Genomic DNA, 22,434 nt, shown 5'->3' with positions numbered 1-22,434 from the left:
AAAAAGCCTCATTTTACGCCGCCAAGACTCTATTTCGGCCCAATGCTTTGGCACGATAAAGTGCCTCATCCATGCGTTTAAATAGATTATCGGTATCTTCGCCCACTTGATGCTGGGCGACACCAATACTGACGGTGAGTGGTGGCAAATTAGGCTGACATATCATTTGAATTGTTTCTCTAATAGATTCAGCCAATTGCAATGCACCATTCAGATCAGTTAAGGGTAAAAGAATGGCAAACTCCTCACCCCCCCAACGGAAAACAATATCGCACTCGCGAATAATAGACTCTAAGGTTCGTGCCAATAAAATCAGAACTTCATCACCTTTGTGATGCCCGAGCTGATCATTAATGGATTTGAAGTGATCAACATCCAATAAAATTAAACTGAAATTCTGGCCATAACGTTGGCTTTGAGCATGTGCATGCTCAACCAAGGGAAAAAACTGACGCCGATTACCTAAATCAGTCAGAGGATCCCGCAACGCTGCCCGCTCTAATGCCTGTTCAAGGCGCTTTTGCTCAGTAATGTCATGGATAATACACAGCATTAACCGCATCCCATCCAACTCGACCGGCCCGGCATAAGTTTGTACATGGCGGGTATTTCCATCCGCGAGTTTATGAATAAAGTTCAGGGGTTTATGACCACCGGGTAATTTGGCAACCTCATTCATGACGGGTAACACATCCTTTCCCATGGTGTTAATTTCCCAAGTATGCTTCATGCACATTTCATCCCGCGAATAACCATAGAAACGTGTTGCTGCCTGATTGGCATCAACAATTTGCCCTTCTTTTGATGGATCAATAAGTAACATCGGCGCGGTATTGGTATTAAAAAATTGCTCATAAAATCCTCGTTCATCACGACGATAGGATTTTGAGCATAATTGTTCAGCATGCGGTTGAGCGAGTACCGACGCTGAAATATAGAGTCCTTCAAAAACAATTACATCACCGTAAGGCTCTAACTGAGTTAAGGAGAGCCGACAGCTCAAGGGGGAGGTGTTTTTTTCTGCTGCAAGAGTCCAAATCTCGACAATTTGGTCATTGTCAGCTAACGCAGGAAGATAAGCTTCCAACTGTTGCTGCGCATGCGCTGAAAACTGCCCATTGCGCATAAACGCTAGTGGGGTATCACCAGCCATCTTTCGGGCTTCCTTGTTAGCAAAAAGTACTTCCTGATTTTTGGGTAACACAACCCAAACCGGCGTACTCAAAATATTTAATGCATCTAAGTAGGCTATCAACATAGGAATACCGATAGATATTTGGCATGAGAACAGAATACAGTTAATTACCCTGGATTCACTACATTTCGATGTATACCCCACTTCACCTGCAAGAATGGATCAAAATTGCAATCATCCTGCATAAACTCCACTAGTATTATTACAGCGAGAATAATTAACGTCTATCTTTGTTATTGAGCACCACCTTTTTAAGTAGAGGCAGCTATGTTTCTAAATTATTTTGCACTGGGTGTACTTATTGTTGTCGCTCTTATCATCTTCTATGGGATTATTATTCTTCATGATATTCCGTATTTAATTGCCAAATCACGAAATCATCCGCATGCCGATGCTATTCATGTCGCAGGATGGGTGAGTCTATTTACTCTACATGTTATCTGGCCATTTTTATGGATATGGGCCACGTTGTACCGCGAGGAGCGCGGCTGGGGTATGCAAAATCAGGAAGCATCATTTGCACAGTTGCAACAACGCGTGACAGAACTGGAGCAAAAACAGAGCGGTACTACTATCCCTCCATTGGAGTAACATCATGGATTTGCTCATTATCCTGACTTATGTCGCGTTTGCTTGGGCTATATTTAAGATCTTCAAAATACCGGTAAATAAATGGACGGTTCCCACAGCGGCATTAGGTGGCGTTGTTTTAGTCGCCACACTCATTTTATTAATGAATTACAACCATCCTTATACTTTTCTGGCACAAAAAGCTGTTATTTCTATTCCAATTACACCGCAGGTCACCGGTATAGTTACTGAGGTAACAAATAAGCAAAATACATTAATGAAAAAAGGTGACATCCTTTTTAAACTCGATCCTATCCGTTATCAGGCTCGTGTTGATAGATTACAGGCTGATTTGGTGACCGCCGTTCATAATGCTCAAATGCTTAAAGGGCAATTAGACGAAGCAATAGCAAACACATCTCATCTCAGTGCAGAACGCGACCGGTTATCCAAAGACTACCAACGCTACCTGAAAGGCAGTAAAGCGCTGGTAAATCCGTTCTCTGAAAGTGATATTGATAATGCCCGGCAGAACTATTTGGCGCAGGATGCATTAGTCAAAGCATCAGTCGCTGAGCAGGCTCAGATTAAAAGTCAGGTAGATAGCGTGCTCAATGGAGAGCAATCTCAAATTGTTAGCCTCAGAGCACAATTGGCCGAAGCAAAATACAATCTTGATCAAACCGTCGTCCGTGCACCCAGCAATGGCTATGTCACTCAGGTATTGATTCGCCCAGGAACCTACGCAGCAGCCATACCGCTGCGCCCAGTGATGGTTTTTATTCCAGAACAAAAACGACAAATTATTGCCCAGTTTAGACAAAACTCGCTGCTGCGGCTCGAAGCTGGCGATGAAGCTGAAGTGGTTTTCAATGCATTACCCGGGCAAGTATTTCCTGGCAAGCTGACAACCATTATCCCTGTCGTACCGGGTGGCTCATATCAAGCTCAAGGTACACTACAATCACTCAGTATTATTCCCGGTACAGATGGTGTGCAGGTGATTATTGAGCTGGATCCCAATAGTGATATTGACTCTTTACCGGACGGTATCTTCGCTCAAGTGGCAGTTTACTCCGACCATTTCACCCATGTTTCAGTCATGCGGAAAGTACTGCTACGGATGACCAGTTGGATGCATTATCTCTACCTCGATCATTAGAGACGATTTTGGCCGTGATTTAAATTCATCGTGCCTGATTCACTGTGAAAGAATCATTTTTGATGAGCGTTTGCGGCTGCCTTTAACACTGCAAGTGGCATTACTCAGCCTTTAGTGACGCATATTGTGAATGCAATATTGCAGCGAGAGTCACAACTAAAGGCATAAAACTGAGCCGTTGGCAGCAGCAAGGCGGAGGAAATTGTTCAATATTATTCGCTATCAGCAATCTGGCTACCGATATAAAAAAGCGCTCAAGGAACATATTGAGCCCCCCAATTATCTGGAACGCCAGTGTGCTGTAACAGAGCCTAATAAAGTCTGGTGCGTTGATTGGGCCATATCATTAGTCCGTTCTTTCGGCTGTAAACGGTGGTTTAGCAAACCAAACCAGAATTGTTAGTAAGATAAAAGCAATAGCCGCCAGACGGAAAATCTCATTAGCAGAAATGAGTAATGACTGCTGAGTAATCTGATTATTTATATTATCTAGAACCTGTGATAAAGAACCATAGTACTTACTCAAAATCTGTGATGATGTATTAAACTCAGGATTAAAACTATCGATTGCTCCAGTCAATTGGCTATGATGTAACGATTCTCTGCGTCCCCAAAGCGTCATCATAAGTGACGTACCAATAGATCCTGACAGTGTGCGAAAGAAATTACTCATACTTGACGCACTAGCGAATTTATTGTCAGACAAGCCGGATAGAGAAATTGTTGTAAGAGGTAAAAAGAAACACGCAACAGCGAACCCTTGGAAAAACTGAGGTAGAACAACGCCCATAAAACCTATAGTCGGCATAAATGTAACAGAACGCCAATAATAACATACCGCATACATTATAAAACTAAATGTAACCAGAATCCGCATATCAATTTTGTTACCATAATGACCGATTAGAGGAGATATCAATAAGGGCATAATACCAATTGGCGCATACGCAAGACCTGCCCAAATAGCATTATAACCCATCGTTTCTTGGAGCAATTGTGGCATAAGTACTATCGCGCCAGAATAAAAAAAATAAGCACATGTAATACAGACAATACCAATCGTAAAATTACGCGATTTAAACAAACTAAGATCAAGAATTGGATTCTCGGCAGTAGACTCCCATATAACTAAAGAGATCAGTGAGATGACTGATACTATTGCTAATATGATGATAGTACTGGAGTTGAACCAGTCCAGATCCCGACCTTTGTCGAGCATAATTTGTAATCCACCGACGCCAAGAACTAATAGGACTAACCCGGGAATATTCATTTTTACCGGTGAGGTTTCAGTTTCTCTTCCTTTTAATAGTGTTAAACAGGATAGTATAACTATAATCCCCATCGGAACATTTATCAAAAATATCCATCCCCAACTATAATTATCACAAATATAACCACCAAGAATAGGCCCACATATCGGTGCAATAATTATAGTCATTGACCATAACGCTAATGCAAATGTTCGTTTTTCTGGCGGATAGTTTCTTAGTAATAAACTCTGAGACAGCGGAATTAACGGCCCAGCCATCACTCCTTGCACGACTCTAAAGAATATAAGAACATCAAGACTGGTCGATAAACTGCACATTAACGAGGCCAATGAAAAAAAGGTTACTGACAGCAAAAATAACCTTAGCTCACCTATTCGTTGTGCTAATTTTCCGGTGACAGGTATCGCAATTGCATTAGCAACACCAAATGATGTTATCACCCATGTGCCTTCATCAGTCGATGCCCCTAAGAAGCCAGAAATAGTGGGTATCGCGACATTGGAAATAGTCGAGTCCAACATCTGCATGAAGGTTGCCAATGAGAGGGCGATAGTTATGCACCATAGCTTCCCACCGGTTAATGGCGCTGGCGTTTGTTGAGTAATTACCATTACATTTGTCCATTACGAGATATAATTGTTTTAATTTCTTTCTCTATCGGACTGGTATCTATCACTAGCGCTTTACTGACATAAGCAGGCATAGCAGTAACAGCCGAAGCAAGAACTGGCATATCACCAATATCCTCATTTTTTGTATCAATCGTCGCCGTCATAGATAAACCAATACGTAATGGGTGTTGTTGTAATTCCTTTGGGTCGAGAGAAACATCAACAGGTACACGCTGGACAACTTTAATCCAGTTACCTGTGGCATTTTGTGCAGGCAGTAATGAGAAGGCATTCCCGGTCCCCATTTTTATGCCGACAATATGCCCATGAAAGACGATATCTTCGCCATACAAATCGCTGATAATGTTTACAGGCTGACCAATTCGTATATTCGTTAATTGCGTCTCTTTGAAATTGGCATTCACCCACATTTGGTGCGCAGGTACGACAGCCATTAAAGACTGACCCGGACTAATTGTTTGACCTACTTGCACGGATCTCTGAGAGATATAACCTGTTACAGGACTTCTGATATCTGTACGTTGAAGCGCCAGCCACGCTTCTTTTGCCGCGTCTGCAGCCTGTATGACTTGGGGTTGGCGGTTTAATGGCGTGTCCATTACTAATGCCTTATTTGCGTTATAAGCCAGAATGGCAGCATTAAGGCCAGCTTTATTGCTAACTAACGTATCTTTGGCATGTTCTAACGTTTCTTTTGAGATGACACCATTCTTTGCTAATGGAAGGCGGCGCTGGTAATCTTCTAGCGATTGTTGATACTGAATACGAGCCGAAGCGACTTCTGCATTGTATTGCTTATCCTGTAAATACAGTTTATGAGTCTCACGAACGATATTTGCCAGATTATTTTTAGCTTTATTAAGTGCTATTGTTGCATCTGTCTTATCCAATGAAACTAAAATATTCCCTTGACGAACAAAGCTCGTATCTTTATTATTTACAACAATAACACTACCTGATACTTGTGCTGAAATTGGATTTGCATTTCCTACAACATACGCATCATCAGTGCTAATAGTATCTTGTAATACCATTGACCAATATGCATATGCAAAAGTGAACACAATAAATAAAACCACGGCTAATATTGAAAAATACTTCTTTCTACTAGTCTGTTTTTTATTTAAATTAATCTGTTCCACTATTATCTCTCATATCGTATATGATTAAAGTCATGACGTGAATATGAAAATTCATTCACCATAAGTACCCGACCTGTTTACTACAGCACAAATCTTCTCAGGAACTTTAGAGTAATAATTCTACAATAGTGATAACCAAATAATAGAAGACAATGCCTCACCTTTTGAAATACAATTCTTACACGTGTAGGCACAATGAGATAAAAATAGTATAGAAACGAAACTATAATTTAACGGTATAGTCCCTCTTTTTATTATTGATATCTTATCTTTGACGTCTATTTAAAAGCTCAAAATTTCTGTTTTTTATCAAGAATAATGAGATGAAGCCTTATGTCTGTTTTGCTACAGAAAGAAGGAAGATGCTTCATTTCGAAGGGAATAATGCATGAAAGCAATAATTATTGATGACCATCCTCTTGCGATCGCCGCCATTCGTAATTTACTGACTAAAAACGATATTGAAATTTTAGCCGAATTGGTGGAAGGGGGAAGTGCCGTTCAACGTGTTGAAACACTCAAGCCCGATATCATCATAATTGACGTCGATATACCCGGGCTAAATGGTATCCAGGTGTTAGAAACGCTCAGAAAACGTCATTACGCTGGGATTATCATTATTGTTTCTGCCAAAAATGATCATTTTTACGGTAAACATTGTGCTGATGTTGGTGCTAATGGATTCGTGAGTAAAAAAGAAGGAATGAACAATATTATTGCTGCTATTGAAGCAGCTAAAAATGGTTACAGTTATTTTCCTTTTTCTCTTAATCGATTTATTGGAAGCTTAACTTCTGATCAGCAAAAATTAGATGCCTTATCCAAACAAGAAATCAGTGTTATGCGTTATATTCTGGACAGCAAAGATAATAACTATATTGCCGAGAAAATGTTTATCAGCAATAAAACAGTCAGTACTTATAAAAGTCGCCTGATGGAAAAGTTAGAATGTAAATCACTCATGGATCTCTACACATTCGCCCAACGCAACAAAATCGGCTAATATTATGAAGTTTATACCGTATATTTTTTTCCTTTATGCTTATCTGTGGTCGGCATATGGCCTTGCCAACTCAGATTATATTGACTATCGTGGAATCAGTAGCAATAGCAGTGTTACGCTTGACTCTTTACGTTTAAGTAATACAGAGTTACGTTGGTTGGCTAATAAAAAGAATCTTGTCATTGCAGTCCATCCTTCGCAAACAGCAACATTGCTGCATAAAGACTCACAACAACGAACTCGTGGTATTAATGCAGACTATTTAAATCTTTTGAAAAGAGCTCTGAATATCAAATTAATACTTCGTGAGTACTCTGATCATAAAAAAGCTATGGATGCATTGGAGGAGGGAGAGGTCGACGTAGTGCTGTCGCATTTAACTGAGTCAGCCCCTGAAAATAAGGACATTGTTGCTTCAAAACCACTGATCATTACCTTCCCCGCTCTGGTAACCACCGTCCACGATTCTATGCAGCCGCTGACCACCCCCAAACCAGTCAATATTGCACGGGTTGCTAATTATCCCTCCGATGAAGAGATTAGAAAATCGTTTCCAAAAGCAAAAATAATTTCTTTTTCAAAAACTTACCAAGCACTAGCATCAGTATCTTCAGGCAAGAATGATTACTTTATTGGTAGCAATATCATTGCCAGCAGTATGATTTCACGTTATTTCACGCATTCATTAAATGTTGTGAAATACTATGACGCTCCACGTCAGTTTAACTTTTTCTTGACCAGAAAAGAATCAGTCACTCTTCACGAAGTACTCAATCGCTTTGTTGATGCGTTAACAAATGAAGTTCGATATGAAGTTTCACAAAATTGGCTTGATACTGGGAACCTTGCTTTCCTCAATAAACCATTAGCGTTAACAGAACATGAAAAGCAGTGGATTAAACAGCATCCCAATTTAAAAGTGCTTGAGAACCCTTATTCACCGCCATTTTCAATGACAGACGAAAATGGCTCTGTACGAGGAGTAATGGGTGATATTCTTAATATTATCACTTTGCAAACCGGGTTAAACTTCTCCCCTATTACTATCTCGCATGATATTCATGCAGGGACGCAACTCGCCACGGGCGGATGGGATATTTTACCCGGGGCAATTTATAGTGAAAAACGTGAGCAATCTGTTTCCTTTGCCGAAACATTTATTACGACACCTTACGTTTTTGTCATGAAAAATGCCCCTGACAGTGAACAAGCCCTTAAAAAAGGGATGAAGGTTGCTATTCCTAACTATTACGACCTTCATTTACAATTAGAAGAGATGTATCCAGATATTGAGTGGATACAGGTTGATAACGCAAGTGCTGCATTTCATCAGGTCAAGGAAGGAAAACTCGATGCTTTAGTTGCCACACAACTAAACTCTCGTTACATGATTGATCATTACTATCCTAATGAACTCTTTCATTTTCTCATCCCAGGAGTGCCATATGCATCTCTTTCATTTGCTTTTCCCCGTGGAGAACCTGAACTAAAGAATATTATTAACAAAGCGTTAAATGCAATTCCTCCTAGTGAAGTTCTGCGTCTGACAGAAAAATGGATCAAAATGCCTAATGTGACAATTGACACATGGGATCTCTATAGTAAGCAGTTCTATATTGTCACGACATTATCGGTTTTATTGGTTGTCAGTAGCCTTTTGTGGGGCTTCTATCTGCTGCGGTCTGTTCGTCGTCGTAAAGCTATCCAGGGAGACTTAGAGAATCAAATATCATTCCGTAAAGCATTATCTGATTCATTACCCAATCCAAGTTATGTTGTGAACTGGCAAGGCGTTATCATTAGTCACAGTCGTGCCTTTGAACATTTTTTTACTGATGATTTTTACAAAATTGCTTTATTACCCTTAGCGGATAGCGGTTCCCCATTTAAAGATATCTTCTCTGACTTAAATGAAGTAAAAGTTGATACGAAAGAAAATAGAAAAATATGTAAGCAAGTCTTTGAAATTAATAATGGCTTAGAAAAAAGATGTATTAATCACTGGCATACATTATGTAATCTGCCCGCAAGCGAACATGCTGTCTATATTTGCGGTTGGGAAGATATTACGGAGACGCGTAACTTAATTCGCGAACTCGAAGTAGAAAAAAATAAAGCAATAAGCGCAACAGTTGCTAAAAGTCAGTTTCTGGCTACGATGAGCCACGAAATAAGAACGCCTATCAGCTCAATCATGGGGTTCCTTGAACTCCTTTCCGGTACTGGCCTTAACCAAGAGCAACGCGTTGAGGCCATCGCGCTTGCCTATTCCACTGGGCAGTCACTACTTGGCTTGATTGGTGAGATTCTGGATGTCGATAAAATTGAATCCGGTAACTATCTGCTTCAACCACAATGGGTGAACATTTCTTCTATTGTCCAGCTCACTTGCCACTCTTTTGATGCGATTGCAGCGCGAAAAAAAATCGCATTAACCTGTATCAATACGCTTCCCGAGCATTATCTGATTAACATAGACCCTCAGGCGTTTAAGCAGGTTCTATCAAATTTGCTCTGTAACGCTCTCAAATTTACAACAGAGGGTACAGTAAAGATCAGTACTACAATGGATCAGCTAGACGAAAACCGTGCGGTCATTAAGTTGATTATTGCCGACTCTGGAAGCGGAATTTCACAGGAAGAGCAACAACAACTGTTTAAACGTTATAGCCAAACTAGCGCAGGACGTCAGCAAACTGGCTCTGGTTTAGGTTTAGGTTTAATGATATGCAAACAGTTGATTGATAAAATGAAAGGCGATCTTACGCTGGTTAGTCAGCCCGGTGAGGGAACGACATTTACAATCACACTCCCAGTAGAATTTACTCAACAAAAAAATATTGCCAATGAAAAACCTGAACAAACCCTCGTTCTCCCAAGGCAGCTGAGTATTTTAATTGCTGATGACCATCCGACAAACCGATTATTATTAAAACGCCAGCTCAAGCTACTGGGATATGATGTTGATGAAGCCTGTGATGGTGCGGCGGTTTTGCACAAAATTGGTATGCAACATTACGACCTGCTAATAACTGACGTTAATATGCCGAATATGGATGGGTTCGAACTCACACATACTCTGCGTGAGCAACATTATTCACTACCCATTTGGGGGCTTACTGCCAATGCACAAGTTAACGAGCGTGATAAGGGGTTAAGTTGTGGCATGAATTTATGCCTATTTAAGCCGCTAACCCAGGACGTTTTAAAAACTCACTTAAGTCAATTACCCCAAATTGAGGTAATCCCCCCCCGGTATGCACATCTTGATATCGATGCGCTTAAAAATAATACTGCAAACGATCCTGAACTGATGCAGGAAATGCTGCTCACCTTTCAAAATGAGACACATAAAGATCTTATCGCTGCGCACAAAGCCTTAGATACTGGAGATAATAGGACCTTCCATCTGTGTATACACCGTATCCATGGCGCTGCGGATATCTTAAATTTACAGCGATTGATTGATATCAGTCATCAGTTAGAAATACAGCCAATATCACCTGCTAGTAAGCCTGACATTATTCAACTGTTAAATTCCTTGAGTGAACATATAGGAGAGTTAGGTCAGGAGATTAATCTTTTTTGTCAGCAGCATCCATGAAATTGATGCTCCCACAATACTTAAATGTGGGAGCTCACTGACAACTGCATTCAGTAATAAAACTTAAATTGGCCTATGAAAACTCCCGCCGAATCTGCACACCATGTTGATCGAGCGTTGCCGCTCCGGGTAAAACTTGCGGATCCGGGCAGCCACTAATCTTTATGGGATTGCCCGGCATCATTATTCCCCCCGCTTCGACCAACATATTTCTTGCCTGTGTTTGTGGCAATTGCATTGCTTGCGCCACATTCAAAAGTGGGGCCACAGGTACACCTACCTGATGAATGCGCGCTAACCAGACATCTGCTGGCTGCGTCTTTAATACGCTTTCAATGTACTGCTTTAGTACCGCTTGATTTTGTACGCGCAAAATATTGCTAACAAAGCGCAAATCACTTACGAGTTCAGGAAGCCCCATAGCCTCGCACAAAGCAGAAAAAAGCTTGTCATTACCACAACAAATAGTAATGGGTTTATCCTGAGTTTCGAAGACGTCAAAAGGTGCCATATAGGGGTGGCGATTACCAAGCCGTTGTGGTGCCTGACCCGTAGCGATATATGCCATAAGGCCATGCTCCAAAAAGCTCAAGGTTGAATCAAACATGGCTATATCCACATGAGCGCCCCGTTGACTCTTTTCACGTCCATAAAGAGCGCTGACAATACCACTGAACAGATACACCCCCGCGCAGAGATCAGAAAGCGATGTCCCAACACGCACCGGTGGAGCATCAGGATAACCGGTCTCCATCATTATGCCGCTCATAGCCTGAATTATCGTATCGTAGGCAGAAAAATCCTTTAAGGGACCGGTATGGCCGAAACCTGAAGAAGAAGCATAAATGAGTCGCGGATTAATTTGCTGAAGCGTTTCCCATGAAAAACCTAATTTTGTCATGGTGCCTGGGCGGAAGTTTTCAGCTAATACATCTGCTTGTTTGAGCATATTAATAAAAATGCTTTTATCTTGCTCATTTTTTAAATCAAGAACAACACTCTCCTTTCCGTGATTAATAAAACTATAATAAAGTGACTGACCATCAACATAGGGTCCGAAAGTTCGTGTGTCGTCTCCATGACCTGGGGGTTCAATTTTAATTACCCTGGCGCCCATATTGCAAAGAAGTTGCGTACCAAAAGGGCCATTTAAAACATGTGTTAAATCGATAACCAATAGTCCGTCAAACGGCCCTTTATTTTCTATATATTTCACTGACTGGTGCCTCGCAAAAAAAATACCGAAGTAAAATATGTACTTCGGTGGCATTATTAAATGAATAAATAACATTATTTATTATGAAACCAGTCGGCTGATATATATCCACAATGGTGCCGTGACGATAAACCCAAGCACACTGACGGCTAAAGAAGCAGTACCAGTACGGGTATAAACATTAAAACGGCTGGCAATAATGATCCCTGAGAATGCCGGAGGTAACGCACCTGCCAGAACCATCATCTGGAGTTGTTCGCTGTTAAGATGACAAGCCAGACCAACAAGAAGCAGGGCCAATGGCATTAAGATTAATTTCAGGAATGTGTTATAGGCAATTTCCGCACTGAACTCGAATTTATGTACTGCCAGAGTCAGACCCGCAGCAAATACAGCAACCCCAGAGTTGGCTTTAGCAATCAGGTCGAATGTTGGAGCCCATGCTAAAGGAATTTTAACCCCAACAAGTACCAGTACCGTCGCGAGGACAGGTGCCCATACTACCGGTTCCTTTGCCGCCGATAATAACGCGCTCAGATTACTATTCTTTTTGCCATCCGGTCCTGATGCTGGATTCAGCAAATATAGGCCAATAGGAATAGTAATAGCATTAACAATAATAGATATAATCGCTACGACTAAACCCGTTGATACCGAGTCACCATAAATAGGATCAAGGACCGCAAAACCCAAGAATCCAATAGTTGGTGAACCTGCAATTAATGCGCATACAGCGGCTTCAGCACGAGTACGCTTAAAGAATTTATAGCACCCGAACCAGGAGAAAAAGAAACATCCGACGACAACCACAAGTGAAACGAGGGTTAGACGGGCGTCTGCAAATATCATATCCCGATTCGCCCGAGTAATAGAGACAAATAAAGCCGCGGGAAGGGCGTAATTCAATACCAGTTTATTAAATGCCCGAGTTTGATCTTCTGAGAATGTTTGACGTTTGCCGCCCACATAACCCAACAGCATGATCACAATAATAGGCAATAAATCGCCAATAAAAAAAGTTAACATAATATTTTTCCGATAAGAGTCCCCCTCACCAAAATATAATTAAACGGTGAGAGGAGATGGTGTCAGTATTTAATTACCAGAAACTTTTTTAGGATTAAGTTTGGTAATATGGCCGCTTTCAGTTCCAGCGGCTGGATCGATGGCCACATTAATAATGGTCGGTTTCCGCGACAAGATGCTGGCCGCCAATGCATGACGAAGCTCATCTGATGTTGAGACGTTATAACCAACGCCACGAAATGCATCCATTAACCTGTCGTACCGTGCGTGATGCAGCAGATCAGTTGGCGACGGCGCGCCAGCTCCACTGAGATCGACTCCATCTCCCCTGTAGATGCCACCATTATTGAAAATGACAATGGTCACCGGCAGGTTATAACGACAGATAGTTTCGACTTCCATTCCACTGAAACCGAATGCACTGTCACCCTCAATTGCCACCACTGGCGAACCTGATGTCACACTTGCGCCGATGGCATACCCCATCCCAATACCCATGACACCCCATGTGCCGCTGTCCAGTCGGTGGCGAGGCTTATACATATCAATAATATTTCGCGCATTATCCAGTGTATTTGCTCCCTCATTAACCAAATAGACATCATGGTTTTCACTGAGGACATCGCGTACGGCACTTAATGCATTAAAATAATTTAATGGTTGGGTATCAGTATTTAATTTTTCCTGCATTTTCTGCGCATTTTGCTGCTTGTGAATATTTAAAATATCGCGCCATTCCAAAGAGGTGGTAAAGGGGCTGCGCTTCAGTTCCGCCAACATAAGTTTCATACTGGAGGCTATATCACCAACTACCGGCGCAGCAATTGGGCGGTTGCTGTCAATTTCCTGAGGCTCAATATCCAATTGGATAAATTGTGTATCGCTTGCCCACCCTTTTTTACCATGAGCCAATAGCCAATTGAGACGAGCCCCTACAAGTATCACCACATCCGCATTTGCCAGAGCAAACGAACGGGCTGCTGAAGTACAAAGTGGATGGGTATCTTCGAGAATACCTTTAGCCATAGACATCGGAAGATAAGGGGTCTGCGTGCTTTCAATAAAATCACGGATCTGCTCTTCAGCCTGCGAATATGCAGCACCTTTACCAAGAATAATTAATGGCCGTTCTGCCTTTGCCAGAAGCGATATCGCTTTACTTATTGACTCCGGGCATGGCAGCAGTGCTGGTGCAGGGTTTTCAACCTTCACAATGGTGTTTACAGCGGTATTTTTTTCCATCGTCGCGGCCAGTACATTGGCGGGTAAATCAAGGTAGACACCACCAGGACGACCAGAAACAGATACCCGAATAGCGCGCGCCAATGCAATACCGAGATCCTGAGGTTGGTTAACGCGAAAAGCGCCTTTTGCATAGGGTTTAGCTGCATTCATTTGATCCAGCTCTTCATAGTCCCCTTGCTGCAGGTCCACAATCGCACGATCGCTGGAGCCACTGATCATGATCATAGGAAAGCCATTTACCGTCGCATTGGCTAATGCTGTTAAACCATTCAGAAAACCAGGCGCAGAAACCGTTAGACAGATCCCCGGTTTCTGAGTGAGAAAACCGCTGGCTGCAGCGGCATATCCTGCAGACTGCTCATGGCGAAAACCAATATAGCGAATTCCTTCTGCCTGAGCGTGACGCGCCATATCCGTTACAGGAATTCCCACGACACCATATATAGTGTCAATATTATTCTGTTTTAATGCTTCAACGATGATATGCATACCATCCGTCATTTGAAGTTTATCCGGCATGTTTAATAACCTCGAATTTCTTGTCTAAAAAAGTGGGCACGAGAGGCCCCCTTAAATATCAGATGACATGGTTTCACTTCATCGCAGCGATTTGATCTTTGCTATAACCTAATTCCTGCAAAATATCAGCGGTATGCTCACCTAATAGCGGCGCAGCTTTAATATCAGGCGTAAATGCTGAGAATTTCATTGGGCATCCAACCGTCAGATATTTTCCACGCAGTGGTTGTTCAACTTCCACTACACTTCCACTTTTGCGTAAAGACGGGTCGAGTGCGATTTCTTTCATACTTAATACTGGCGCACAAGGAATATCAAACTGGGTCAAATAAGCTACAGCTTCATGCTTATCAATCGTAACCGTATATTTTTCTATTTCGGAAAATATATCGAAAATATGTGGCTGGCGAGCATGAGCAGTATTATATGCCGGATCGGTAATCCACTCTGTTTTACCAATAGCTTTACATGTATTTTCCCAGTTTTGCTCCTGAATGGTAAAATAGATATAAGCATTGGGATCTGTTTCCCAACCCTTACATTTTAATATCCAGCCAGGTTGACCACCGCCACCAGCATTACCACCGCGCGGGACGGCATCACCAAAAGTACCATTTGGGTACTGCGGGTATTCTTCCAGAAAGCCAAGTTTATCAAGACGCTGCTGGTCACGTAATTTCACTCGACAGAGATTCAAAACCGCATCCTGCATAGACATTGTTACCCGTTGACCACGCCCCGTTTTTTCACGGTGCAGCAATGCGGCCAGTAAGCCAATCAGCAAATGCATCCCAGTATTGCTGTCACCCAAGGCTGCGGCACTAACTAGCGGTGGGCCATCCCAGAAGCCGGTAGTGGACGCTGCGCCACCAGCAGCCTGAGCAACGTTTTCATAAGCTTTCACATTTACGTAAGGAGAACACTCATCAAACCCTTTGATGGAACCAAAAATCAAACGTGGATTGATCTGCTGAATACGCTCCCAAGTAAAACCCATATGATCAATGGCGCCTGGGTGAAAGTTTTCAACTAAAACATCGGCTTCACGGATAAGCTTTTCCATAACTTCTTTGCCTTCCGCAGTTTTGGTGTTCAGCTCAATAGAACGTTTATTACTATTGAGCATGGTGAAATAAAGTGCATCTATATCAGGAATATCACGCAGTTGATGGCGAGTTACATCACCAACGCCGGGACGTTCAATTTTAATAACATCGGCACCAAACCACGCCAGCATCTGGGTACAGGATGGGCCGGATTGTACACCCGTAAAATCGAGAACTTTAATTCCTTGAAGTGGAGTTGACATAGCATTACCTATTGGTTAATAAAAAATTGACTTTATCTATTTGGCGTTTATTTAAGAAATAGCCCATCACTGAATAACTCAGAAACATGGGTTATCACCGTAAATTAAATTAGCCACATATCATATATAGAGTTAATGAGTTCATCTCTACTCTAGGCTCACAATGGATTTTTGTGAGATGAGTGGTGAGGACGGAAATAATAATAAAAGAAATATGTATAAGGTGTAATCAGAGAGATTCGCGAGATTTGTGATGTTATTCTTACGCGTGTAAGAATTGGGGGTTAAGTTACACAGAGGCGAAAATAATAACCAGAATTGGTGGCATAATCCCCCAACTATAGAATTATTTTAATCGTCTACTAGAAATAGGGTTTCATTGGAGATGAGAAATAAAAGAAAGGTATTAATTGATATAAAACTGAAGAGTACTACAGAGAGTTTTATGACCACAAACAATCATATTGTGGTCATAAAAAGAAACTTGCAGGTATGACGCCCACACCTTAAATAAAATGAATATCAGGCTTAATCAACCAGTAATGCTTCGCTTTCAACGATGATTCCATCTTCAGCACCTTTGAGAGCAAGGTTTGCTTCATAGTATTGTTTTTTATCAAGTAGTTTCTGGGCTTCTGCAAGTGCATTCCGTGTTTGTTTCAACGGCATCAGATACTGATTTTCCATCACTCCGACACCAACCAGGCGAAGTTCCTCCAATGCCCCCTTTTTATCTCCTTTTGCCATTTTTTCATTAGCAATTTTTATTGCAGCCTTTTTTTCAGGTGTCGCAATATAGCTCTCAGATATCCCAACCGTAGCATTAATGACAATATACTGATCATCACTCAAATTGGTTTTCTTACCCGATTTGGCAAATTTTTCCCATTCAGTACTATCATCTGCTAACAAAGCCGAGGCTTCATTTGTCAGTTCTTTTGCCTTTTCAGGGTCGCCATGGAATAGAGCTAAACGCGCAACCTGAATGTTACGCATCGCATATAAGCCTTGCTCAGAAATCCGCTCAGCCGCCACAGATTGCTGAGTCTGTTTTTCTGTTGCTGTTGGCACCTCACCGCTAGCCCATACTGATGACGATGCCAGAGTTGCTGCAACCATAGTAGCCATAATTAAACGTTTCATACTTACCTCATTTTTAACAGTTTTTTGGAATACCGCCATCATATTTAGTAAGCATAAAAAGAGAAATCAGATAGGGGCTGCCAATATGAAAGGATTATCTGACAGCTGTAGTTATTATCGCAAAAGCATTTTAGGTCTTATACCGGTAAGAATATGACGCCAATGACAAAGAACTAATACGGTGTAACGTATTCTTTTCCTCACTATTATTTAATCCGTGTCCCTGTTTCATCTATGATTTTTTCACCATCTTCTTTCGCGAACGCCCCTTTTTGTGAATCTGGAAGGATATCCAGAACCACTTCAGAAGGACGACACAGGCGGGTCCCCAACGACGTCACTACGATCGGACGATTAATCAGGATAGGATGTTGCAACATAAAATCGATTAACTGATTGTCAGTAAAGCAGTCTTCGGCAAGCCCTAACGCTTCATAAAACTCAACGTTTTTACGCAGCAGCGCCCGCACAGTGATTCCCATATCCGCAATGAGTTTAACCAGTTCATGGCGTGACGGTGGAGTCTCAAGATAATGAATAATGGTCGGCTCAGTACCGCTGTTGCGGATTATCTCCAGCGTATTACGCGACGTTCCGCAGGCCGGATTGTGATAAATAGTGATATTGCTCATCTCAGTATCTCATGACAAAGTGAAAGAGAGACGTAGCGCCAGCGCGGCCAGCGTTACAAACAGCACAGGCAGAGTCATGACGATCCCGGTGCGGAAATAGTATCCCCAGGTGATGGTCATATTCTTCTGTGAAAGGACATGCAGCCAGAGCAGCGTTGCCAGGCTACCAATAGGTGTAATTTTCGGCCCCAGATCGCAGCCAATCACGTTGGCATAGATCATCGCTTCTTTGATAACGCCTGTTGCGTTACTGCCATCGATTGAGAGAGCGCCAACCAGCACAGTAGGCATGTTGTTCATGATGGAAGACAGGAAAGCCGTCAGGAAGCCAGTACCAAAGGTCGCGGCCCAGAGGCCTTTATCTGCCAGCTCGTTCAGTACACCAGAGAGATATTCTGTTAATCCAGCATTGCGCAGGCCATAGACCACCAGATACATCCCCAGTGAGAAGACCACAATCTGCCACGGCGCACCGCGCAGCACCTTACCGGTATTAATAGCATGACCTCGTTTCGCCACAATAAAGAGGATGACTGCCCCCACCGCCGCAATAGCACTAACGGGTATCCCCATCGGCTCAAGCACAAAAAAACCGATCAGTAGAAGGAGCAATACAACCCAGCCGGTTCTGAACGTTGCCAGATCTTTTATCGCTTTTTCTGGTGCTTTCAGGAGAGCTAAATCGTAAGTCGGCGGAATATCTTTTCGAAAGAACAAATGCAGCATCACTAGCGTGGCAATAATAGCGGCGATATCCACGGGTATCATCACTGATGCATATTCCGTGAATCCCAGATGGAAGAAATCAGCAGAAACGATGTTAACCAGGTTTGACACGATAAGCGGCAGACTGGCCGTATCGGCAATAAATCCGGCTGCCATGACGAATGCCAGTGTAGCCCCTTTGCTGAATCCTAATGCCAGCAGCATGGCAATAACAATCGGCGTCAGAATAAGAGCTGCACCATCATTGGCGAACAGCGCCGCCACCGCTGCACCGAGCAGGACGATATAGGTAAACAGCAAACGACCACGACCATTGCCCCAACGTGACACGTGCAGCGCCGCCCACTCGAAAAAGCCGGACTCATCCAGCAGCAGACTGATGATAATAACGGCGATAAAAGTTGCGGTAGCATTCCAGACGATATTCCACACCACAGGAATATCTGCAATGTGTACCACACCGGAAATCAATGCCAGCGTCGCACCCAGCGCCGCACTCCAACCGATCCCTAATCCCTTCGGCTGCCAGATAACCAAAACAATGGTCAGGACAAAAATAGCGCCGGCCAGTAACATAAATCCTCCAGACAGAGCGGCAGAACCACCCTGTGCGTGTAACAAATTAACCCGCAAGTTGTTTGAGTTGCTGATACTGGTTATGTACCGCCAATACGACAGCACGTAACCGAATAGAACACTATTAACGCGTTATCTTATGCACTATACATTCGAAAAAACATATATATTAAAGGAAAATTTTTAGGTGCAGACAGCCTTACCGCTACCAGAGCCGTGAGCCGATGCCAGCTTACGGGCGATAGCCTGTATATCCTCCTGCTGACTTAACCAAGCTTGTTCAATAACCTGAGCTGCCCATGAAGGAATATGCGGAGATAAGCGGTAATGAACCCACTTCCCCTGTTTGCGATCCAGCAATAGACCACTTTCTCGTAGCATTGCCAGATGACGGGAAATCTTGGGCTGCGATTGTTCCAGCGCCGTGCAAAGATCACACACACACAGCTCCCCCATCTCCCTGAGCAGCAACACGATACCCAGGCGGGTCTCATCGGATAGGTTTTTGAAGAGTTGTAAGGAAGTTAGTCGCATCGTTCCTCCTGTTCATTTTGAGACAGGATACTCTGCAGAGAAATAAAATCAACAATATATATGAAAAAACAAATATGAATATCTAACCAAAGAGAAATTGATGCTAAAAATTATTTAACGACCTGACTTTATTGACACCCAATGATGGCCATACAGATACTTTTTACATATATGTGAGGACAGATACAGGCCACCACAGCCGCGAAAGATGCACTGGCGAAAGGTGGTAATCTCAACCCGACCCAGAAAGAGATAGAAGCGTCGCAAGTCTATAAAGATGCCATGAAAGATTACGGCATCGGTGGCACTTACCAGAAAATTGCGCAAGCCGCCACCGCCGCCCTGCAAGGGTTGGCGGGTGGTGATATGACCAAAGCACTGGCCGGTGCATCCGCCCCGTATCTGGCACAGATGATTAAAGATGTCGCCGGTGAAGATAATGAAGCGGCACGCATTGGCGCACATGCGGTGCTGGGTGCGGTGCTCTCTCACCTGCAAGGCAACAGCGCCGCCGCCGGTGGTATCGGTGCGTTAAGCGGTGAACTGGCCGCCATCTACATCAAAAACAGCCTGTACCCAAATATCGAGACCAAAGACCTGACCGAAGCACAAAAGCAGGTTATTGTTAACCTCAGCTCCCTAGCGGCGGGACTATCCGGTGGCCTAGTAGGCGATAGCACGGGCAGTGCCGTTGCCGGTGCGCAGGCCGGGAAGAACGCGGTCGAGAATAACTTCCTGCTACAAATGATTGCTCCTCCGTCGCCTGTAGCAGGACAAACGCCACAAAGCGAAGCTAATGCTGCGATAGCGCAAAAGCTGGATGTGGCGGTGAAAGAGTTTGGCAAAGATGCTGTGACAAAATGCCTCTCCGGTGGTGATTGTCCAATGGCCGCGCAAGTTGCGATTTTGGCCATTCAGACAATGATGGGGCGAAGTGAAACTGGTCCTTCTAATACTGGTGGTGACCAGATGGCTGAGACTGGCCCAACCAACACGGGTGGAAACCAACTACCAGACCAGAGCGTAAATCATACAGGTAACAATAATGGTCAGACTGACTCGGAGCCAAATAATACTGGTGGAAACCAAACTGTAGACACATCGCCAAACAACACGGGTAATACCGAAGCTATACCTGATTTACCAAATCATATGACAAGTGATGGTTATGATAATGGGGCAGAAAAACCATCTAATATAAAAGTTGCTGACGATAAGTTCCTGAAAAATAATGGCGTGGATGCTCATCAGATCAAAAAGGATTTCCTTGGTGCTAAAGCAGAAATAAAGCTTTATGACATTTATGTTGATAAAGATAGTGGGCAGTTGTGGATTTTCAGAAAAGGTGGGAAAGGTGAAGATATCCCAACTGGCGAATTTATTAATAAGTAGGGCAGTTATATGGATAAAACAACAGTAAAAGCAGAATTTTCCATTTGCGGGGATGTCTTTGATCCCAATGAGATAACTGCTTTGCTACAGATAGAACCTATGGAGGTTCATCTCAAAGGTATCATCAGCGGAACGAGAAAAAGACCGAGTACAGAGACTAGTTGGTCAATCTGTACGGAGAAGGAAGAGTCCTATGATGTAGATGAGCAAACAAGAAAGTTATTGTCGCTATTAAAATGTAAAATTAATGTATTGGAAGAAATAAAAGAGAAATATGGTGTTACGTTCATTTTTTCTCTTTTAATCGAAGTAGAGAATGGGGAAAAACCATCTATCTATTGGTCAGCAGAAACGAATCGGTTCTTAGGTAGTATTGGGGCTGAAAGTTCTATTGATTTATATATTTATAGTTAAACTCAATATCGATTAGCTGTATAAGCTCCCGGCCAACTCACATTCCAATTGATTTTCGTCTAGCGCTTTCAGGCCAAAAACGCACGTTGGGAAAAAATCCCCGGCGGGTAAAGGCACGTCCGCTAAGAGTGGTTGTAAGTTATGGAAAGTACAAGGAAAATACGCTTTCGGGTCTGATATGCACGTCGTAGTTAGTTGTTGTGGAGAATAACTTCTTGCTCTCCCTGCTTGTACGGCAGCAAACCATCCCTCTATATCAACAAGCCAGGTCTTTTTTCTAAGCTGCCTGTACGGCAGCAAACCAATTAGGGTAAGTCTGCCGAAAGCATCTACCTTTCTAAGCTGCCTGTACGGCAGCAAACAAGGCGTAACTACCGTAGTTGACGCCGACACTGGTTTCTAAGCTGCCTGTACGGCAGCAAACGTAAAGCTCCTGATTAATATCCGGTTCTATCATTTCTAAGCTGCCTGTACGGCAGCAAACAGCTGATACTCCGCAAATGCGCGCGCGTCATTTTTCTAAGCTGCCTGTACGGCAGCAAACCGAACACCCTAGCATTGTCTGCTTTAAACATTTTTCTAAGCTGCCTGTACGGCAGCAAACCGAATGTGTTCGCTGGAATATCCGACGAAACCTTTCTAAGCTGCCTGTACGGCAGCAAACAATGCACCCAGGCCGACAATCTCATAGTCGCATTTCTAAGCTGCCTGTACGGCAGCAAACTCGCGATGCAGTTGCGCGGAAATATGACTCAATTTCTAAGCTGCCTGTACGGCAGCAAACATCACCTTGATTATTGCTGCACTGGCCGCGCTTTTCTAAGCTGCCTGTACGGCAGCAAACTACTGATTAACTTGATTAATCGCGCTGCCAGTTTTCTAAGCTGCCTGTACGGCAGCAAACATCGAGTCACGCTGAACGCCTCTCGCTTAGCTTTTCTAAGCTGCCTGTACGGCAGCAAACTCGGTGTGGGTAGCTTGCGCGAAGCTATCTATTTTCTAAGCTGCCTGTACGGCAGCAAACGCTTTGAAAATCTCGCGACACCATCTTATCCGTTTCTAAGCTGCCTGTACGGCAGCAAACGACGCCAGCCGAAAGACGGTTCGTGACCGGTTTTTC

General features: G+C 43.0%; 17 protein-coding genes, 1 pseudogene and 1 CRISPR repeat array (1 of these 19 cut by a window edge). Of the genes and pseudogenes, 7 read left to right on the top strand and 11 right to left on the bottom strand.

From position 1 onward, the window contains the following. Window positions 1-13: 13 nt before the first annotated feature. Complete coding sequence (locus tag HUZ92_RS02590; RefSeq protein ID WP_050098047.1) at window positions 14-1,258, bottom strand: sensor domain-containing diguanylate cyclase; 1,245 nt, start codon at window positions 1,256-1,258, stop codon at window positions 14-16. A 204-nt stretch (window positions 1,259-1,462) separates the two neighbouring features. On the opposite strand from HUZ92_RS02590, the gene HUZ92_RS02585 reads away from it, so the two are divergent. Further along, window positions 1,463-1,786 carry a DUF3302 domain-containing protein gene (locus tag HUZ92_RS02585; protein WP_050098046.1) on the top strand — a complete coding sequence of 108 codons (324 nt, stop codon included), beginning with the start codon at window positions 1,463-1,465 and terminating at the stop codon, window positions 1,784-1,786. A 4-nt stretch (window positions 1,787-1,790) separates the two neighbouring features. Next, window positions 1,791-2,927 carry an HlyD family secretion protein gene (locus HUZ92_RS02580; protein ID WP_050140260.1) on the top strand — a complete coding sequence of 379 codons (1,137 nt, stop codon included), beginning with the start codon at window positions 1,791-1,793 and terminating at the stop codon, window positions 2,925-2,927. A gap of 346 nt (window positions 2,928-3,273) precedes the next feature. Here HUZ92_RS02580 and HUZ92_RS02575 read toward each other — a convergent pair whose 3' ends face one another. Further along, window positions 3,274-4,812 (bottom strand): DHA2 family efflux MFS transporter permease subunit, encoded by a 1,539-nt coding sequence (locus tag HUZ92_RS02575; protein WP_050296092.1) that lies wholly within the window; start codon window positions 4,810-4,812, stop codon window positions 3,274-3,276. Next, window positions 4,812-5,975, bottom strand: a complete 1,164-nt coding sequence (locus HUZ92_RS02570; RefSeq protein WP_050098044.1) for an EmrA/EmrK family multidrug efflux transporter periplasmic adaptor subunit — start codon at window positions 5,973-5,975, stop codon at window positions 4,812-4,814. Before HUZ92_RS02570 ends, HUZ92_RS02575 begins: the two co-directional genes overlap by 1 nt. Window positions 5,976-6,363: 388 nt before the next feature. On the opposite strand from HUZ92_RS02570, the gene evgA reads away from it, so the two are divergent. Both evgA and evgS read left to right on the top strand, forming a co-directional pair. After that, complete coding sequence (evgA, locus tag HUZ92_RS02565; protein ID WP_050098043.1) at window positions 6,364-6,978, top strand: acid-sensing system DNA-binding response regulator EvgA; 615 nt, start codon at window positions 6,364-6,366, stop codon at window positions 6,976-6,978. Window positions 6,979-6,982: 4 nt separating this feature from the next. After that, the gene (gene evgS, locus HUZ92_RS02560) at window positions 6,983-10,582 is read left to right on the top strand and encodes an acid-sensing system histidine kinase EvgS (protein WP_145579873.1); all 3,600 of its coding nucleotides are present in this window, start codon (window positions 6,983-6,985) and stop codon (window positions 10,580-10,582) included. A gap of 73 nt (window positions 10,583-10,655) precedes the next feature. Here the strand turns inward: evgS and yfdE are convergent, their stop codons facing one another. The 8 genes from yfdE to arsR form a co-directional block, all read right to left on the bottom strand. Beyond that, entirely contained in the window at window positions 10,656-11,798 is a 1,143-nt protein-coding gene (gene yfdE, locus HUZ92_RS02555) for a CoA:oxalate CoA-transferase (protein WP_050098041.1), read from the bottom strand. Window positions 11,799-11,879: 81 nt separating this feature from the next. Further along, on the bottom strand, window positions 11,880-12,824 hold the full coding sequence (gene yfdV, locus HUZ92_RS02550) for a transporter YfdV (RefSeq protein ID WP_050098040.1): 945 nt from the start codon (window positions 12,822-12,824) through the stop codon (window positions 11,880-11,882). 69 nt (window positions 12,825-12,893) lie between these two features. Continuing rightward, window positions 12,894-14,588: an oxalyl-CoA decarboxylase gene (oxc, locus tag HUZ92_RS02545; protein WP_145579872.1), complete on the bottom strand. Its 1,695-nt coding sequence runs from the start codon at window positions 14,586-14,588 to the stop codon at window positions 12,894-12,896. Between the two features lie 73 nt (window positions 14,589-14,661). Continuing rightward, on the bottom strand, window positions 14,662-15,897 hold the full coding sequence (gene frc / locus HUZ92_RS02540; RefSeq protein WP_050098038.1) for a formyl-CoA transferase: 1,236 nt from the start codon (window positions 15,895-15,897) through the stop codon (window positions 14,662-14,664). A gap of 528 nt (window positions 15,898-16,425) precedes the next feature. Further along, window positions 16,426-17,040: a YfdX family protein gene (locus tag HUZ92_RS02535; RefSeq protein ID WP_145579871.1), complete on the bottom strand. Its 615-nt coding sequence runs from the start codon at window positions 17,038-17,040 to the stop codon at window positions 16,426-16,428. A gap of 206 nt (window positions 17,041-17,246) precedes the next feature. Then, window positions 17,247-17,672: a glutaredoxin-dependent arsenate reductase gene (arsC, locus tag HUZ92_RS02530; RefSeq protein WP_050098036.1), complete on the bottom strand. Its 426-nt coding sequence runs from the start codon at window positions 17,670-17,672 to the stop codon at window positions 17,247-17,249. Window positions 17,673-17,681: 9 nt separating this feature from the next. Then, on the bottom strand, window positions 17,682-18,974 hold the full coding sequence (locus tag HUZ92_RS02525; protein WP_050098035.1) for an arsenic transporter: 1,293 nt from the start codon (window positions 18,972-18,974) through the stop codon (window positions 17,682-17,684). A gap of 183 nt (window positions 18,975-19,157) precedes the next feature. Continuing rightward, the gene (arsR, locus tag HUZ92_RS02520; protein WP_050098034.1) at window positions 19,158-19,508 is read right to left on the bottom strand and encodes an As(III)-sensing metalloregulatory transcriptional repressor ArsR; all 351 of its coding nucleotides are present in this window, start codon (window positions 19,506-19,508) and stop codon (window positions 19,158-19,160) included. A 177-nt stretch (window positions 19,509-19,685) separates the two neighbouring features. Between arsR and HUZ92_RS02515 the strand changes: the two are divergent. From HUZ92_RS02515 to HUZ92_RS02505, 3 genes and pseudogenes are all read left to right on the top strand, one after another. Further along, window positions 19,686-20,246, top strand: a pseudogene (locus tag HUZ92_RS02515) (VENN motif pre-toxin domain-containing protein); the annotation flags it as partial. Window positions 20,247-20,252: 6 nt separating this feature from the next. Continuing rightward, window positions 20,253-20,900: a polymorphic toxin type 33 domain-containing protein gene (locus HUZ92_RS20970; RefSeq protein WP_318249404.1), complete on the top strand. Its 648-nt coding sequence runs from the start codon at window positions 20,253-20,255 to the stop codon at window positions 20,898-20,900. 9 nt (window positions 20,901-20,909) lie between these two features. Continuing rightward, window positions 20,910-21,314 carry a DUF4279 domain-containing protein gene (locus HUZ92_RS02505; protein WP_050098032.1) on the top strand — a complete coding sequence of 135 codons (405 nt, stop codon included), beginning with the start codon at window positions 20,910-20,912 and terminating at the stop codon, window positions 21,312-21,314. A 274-nt stretch (window positions 21,315-21,588) separates the two neighbouring features. Beyond that, window positions 21,589-22,434: direct repeats of the CRISPR family, unit length 28 nt; unit sequence TTTCTAAGCTGCCTGTACGGCAGCAAAC (it continues 3,205 nt past the right edge of the window).

This window comes from Yersinia vastinensis, assembly GCF_902726565.1.
GTDB lineage: Bacteria > Pseudomonadota > Gammaproteobacteria > Enterobacterales > Enterobacteriaceae > Yersinia > Yersinia vastinensis.
The sequence above is the reverse complement of the archived record's forward strand: the minus strand, read 5'-3'. Positions and strand labels throughout refer to the sequence as shown.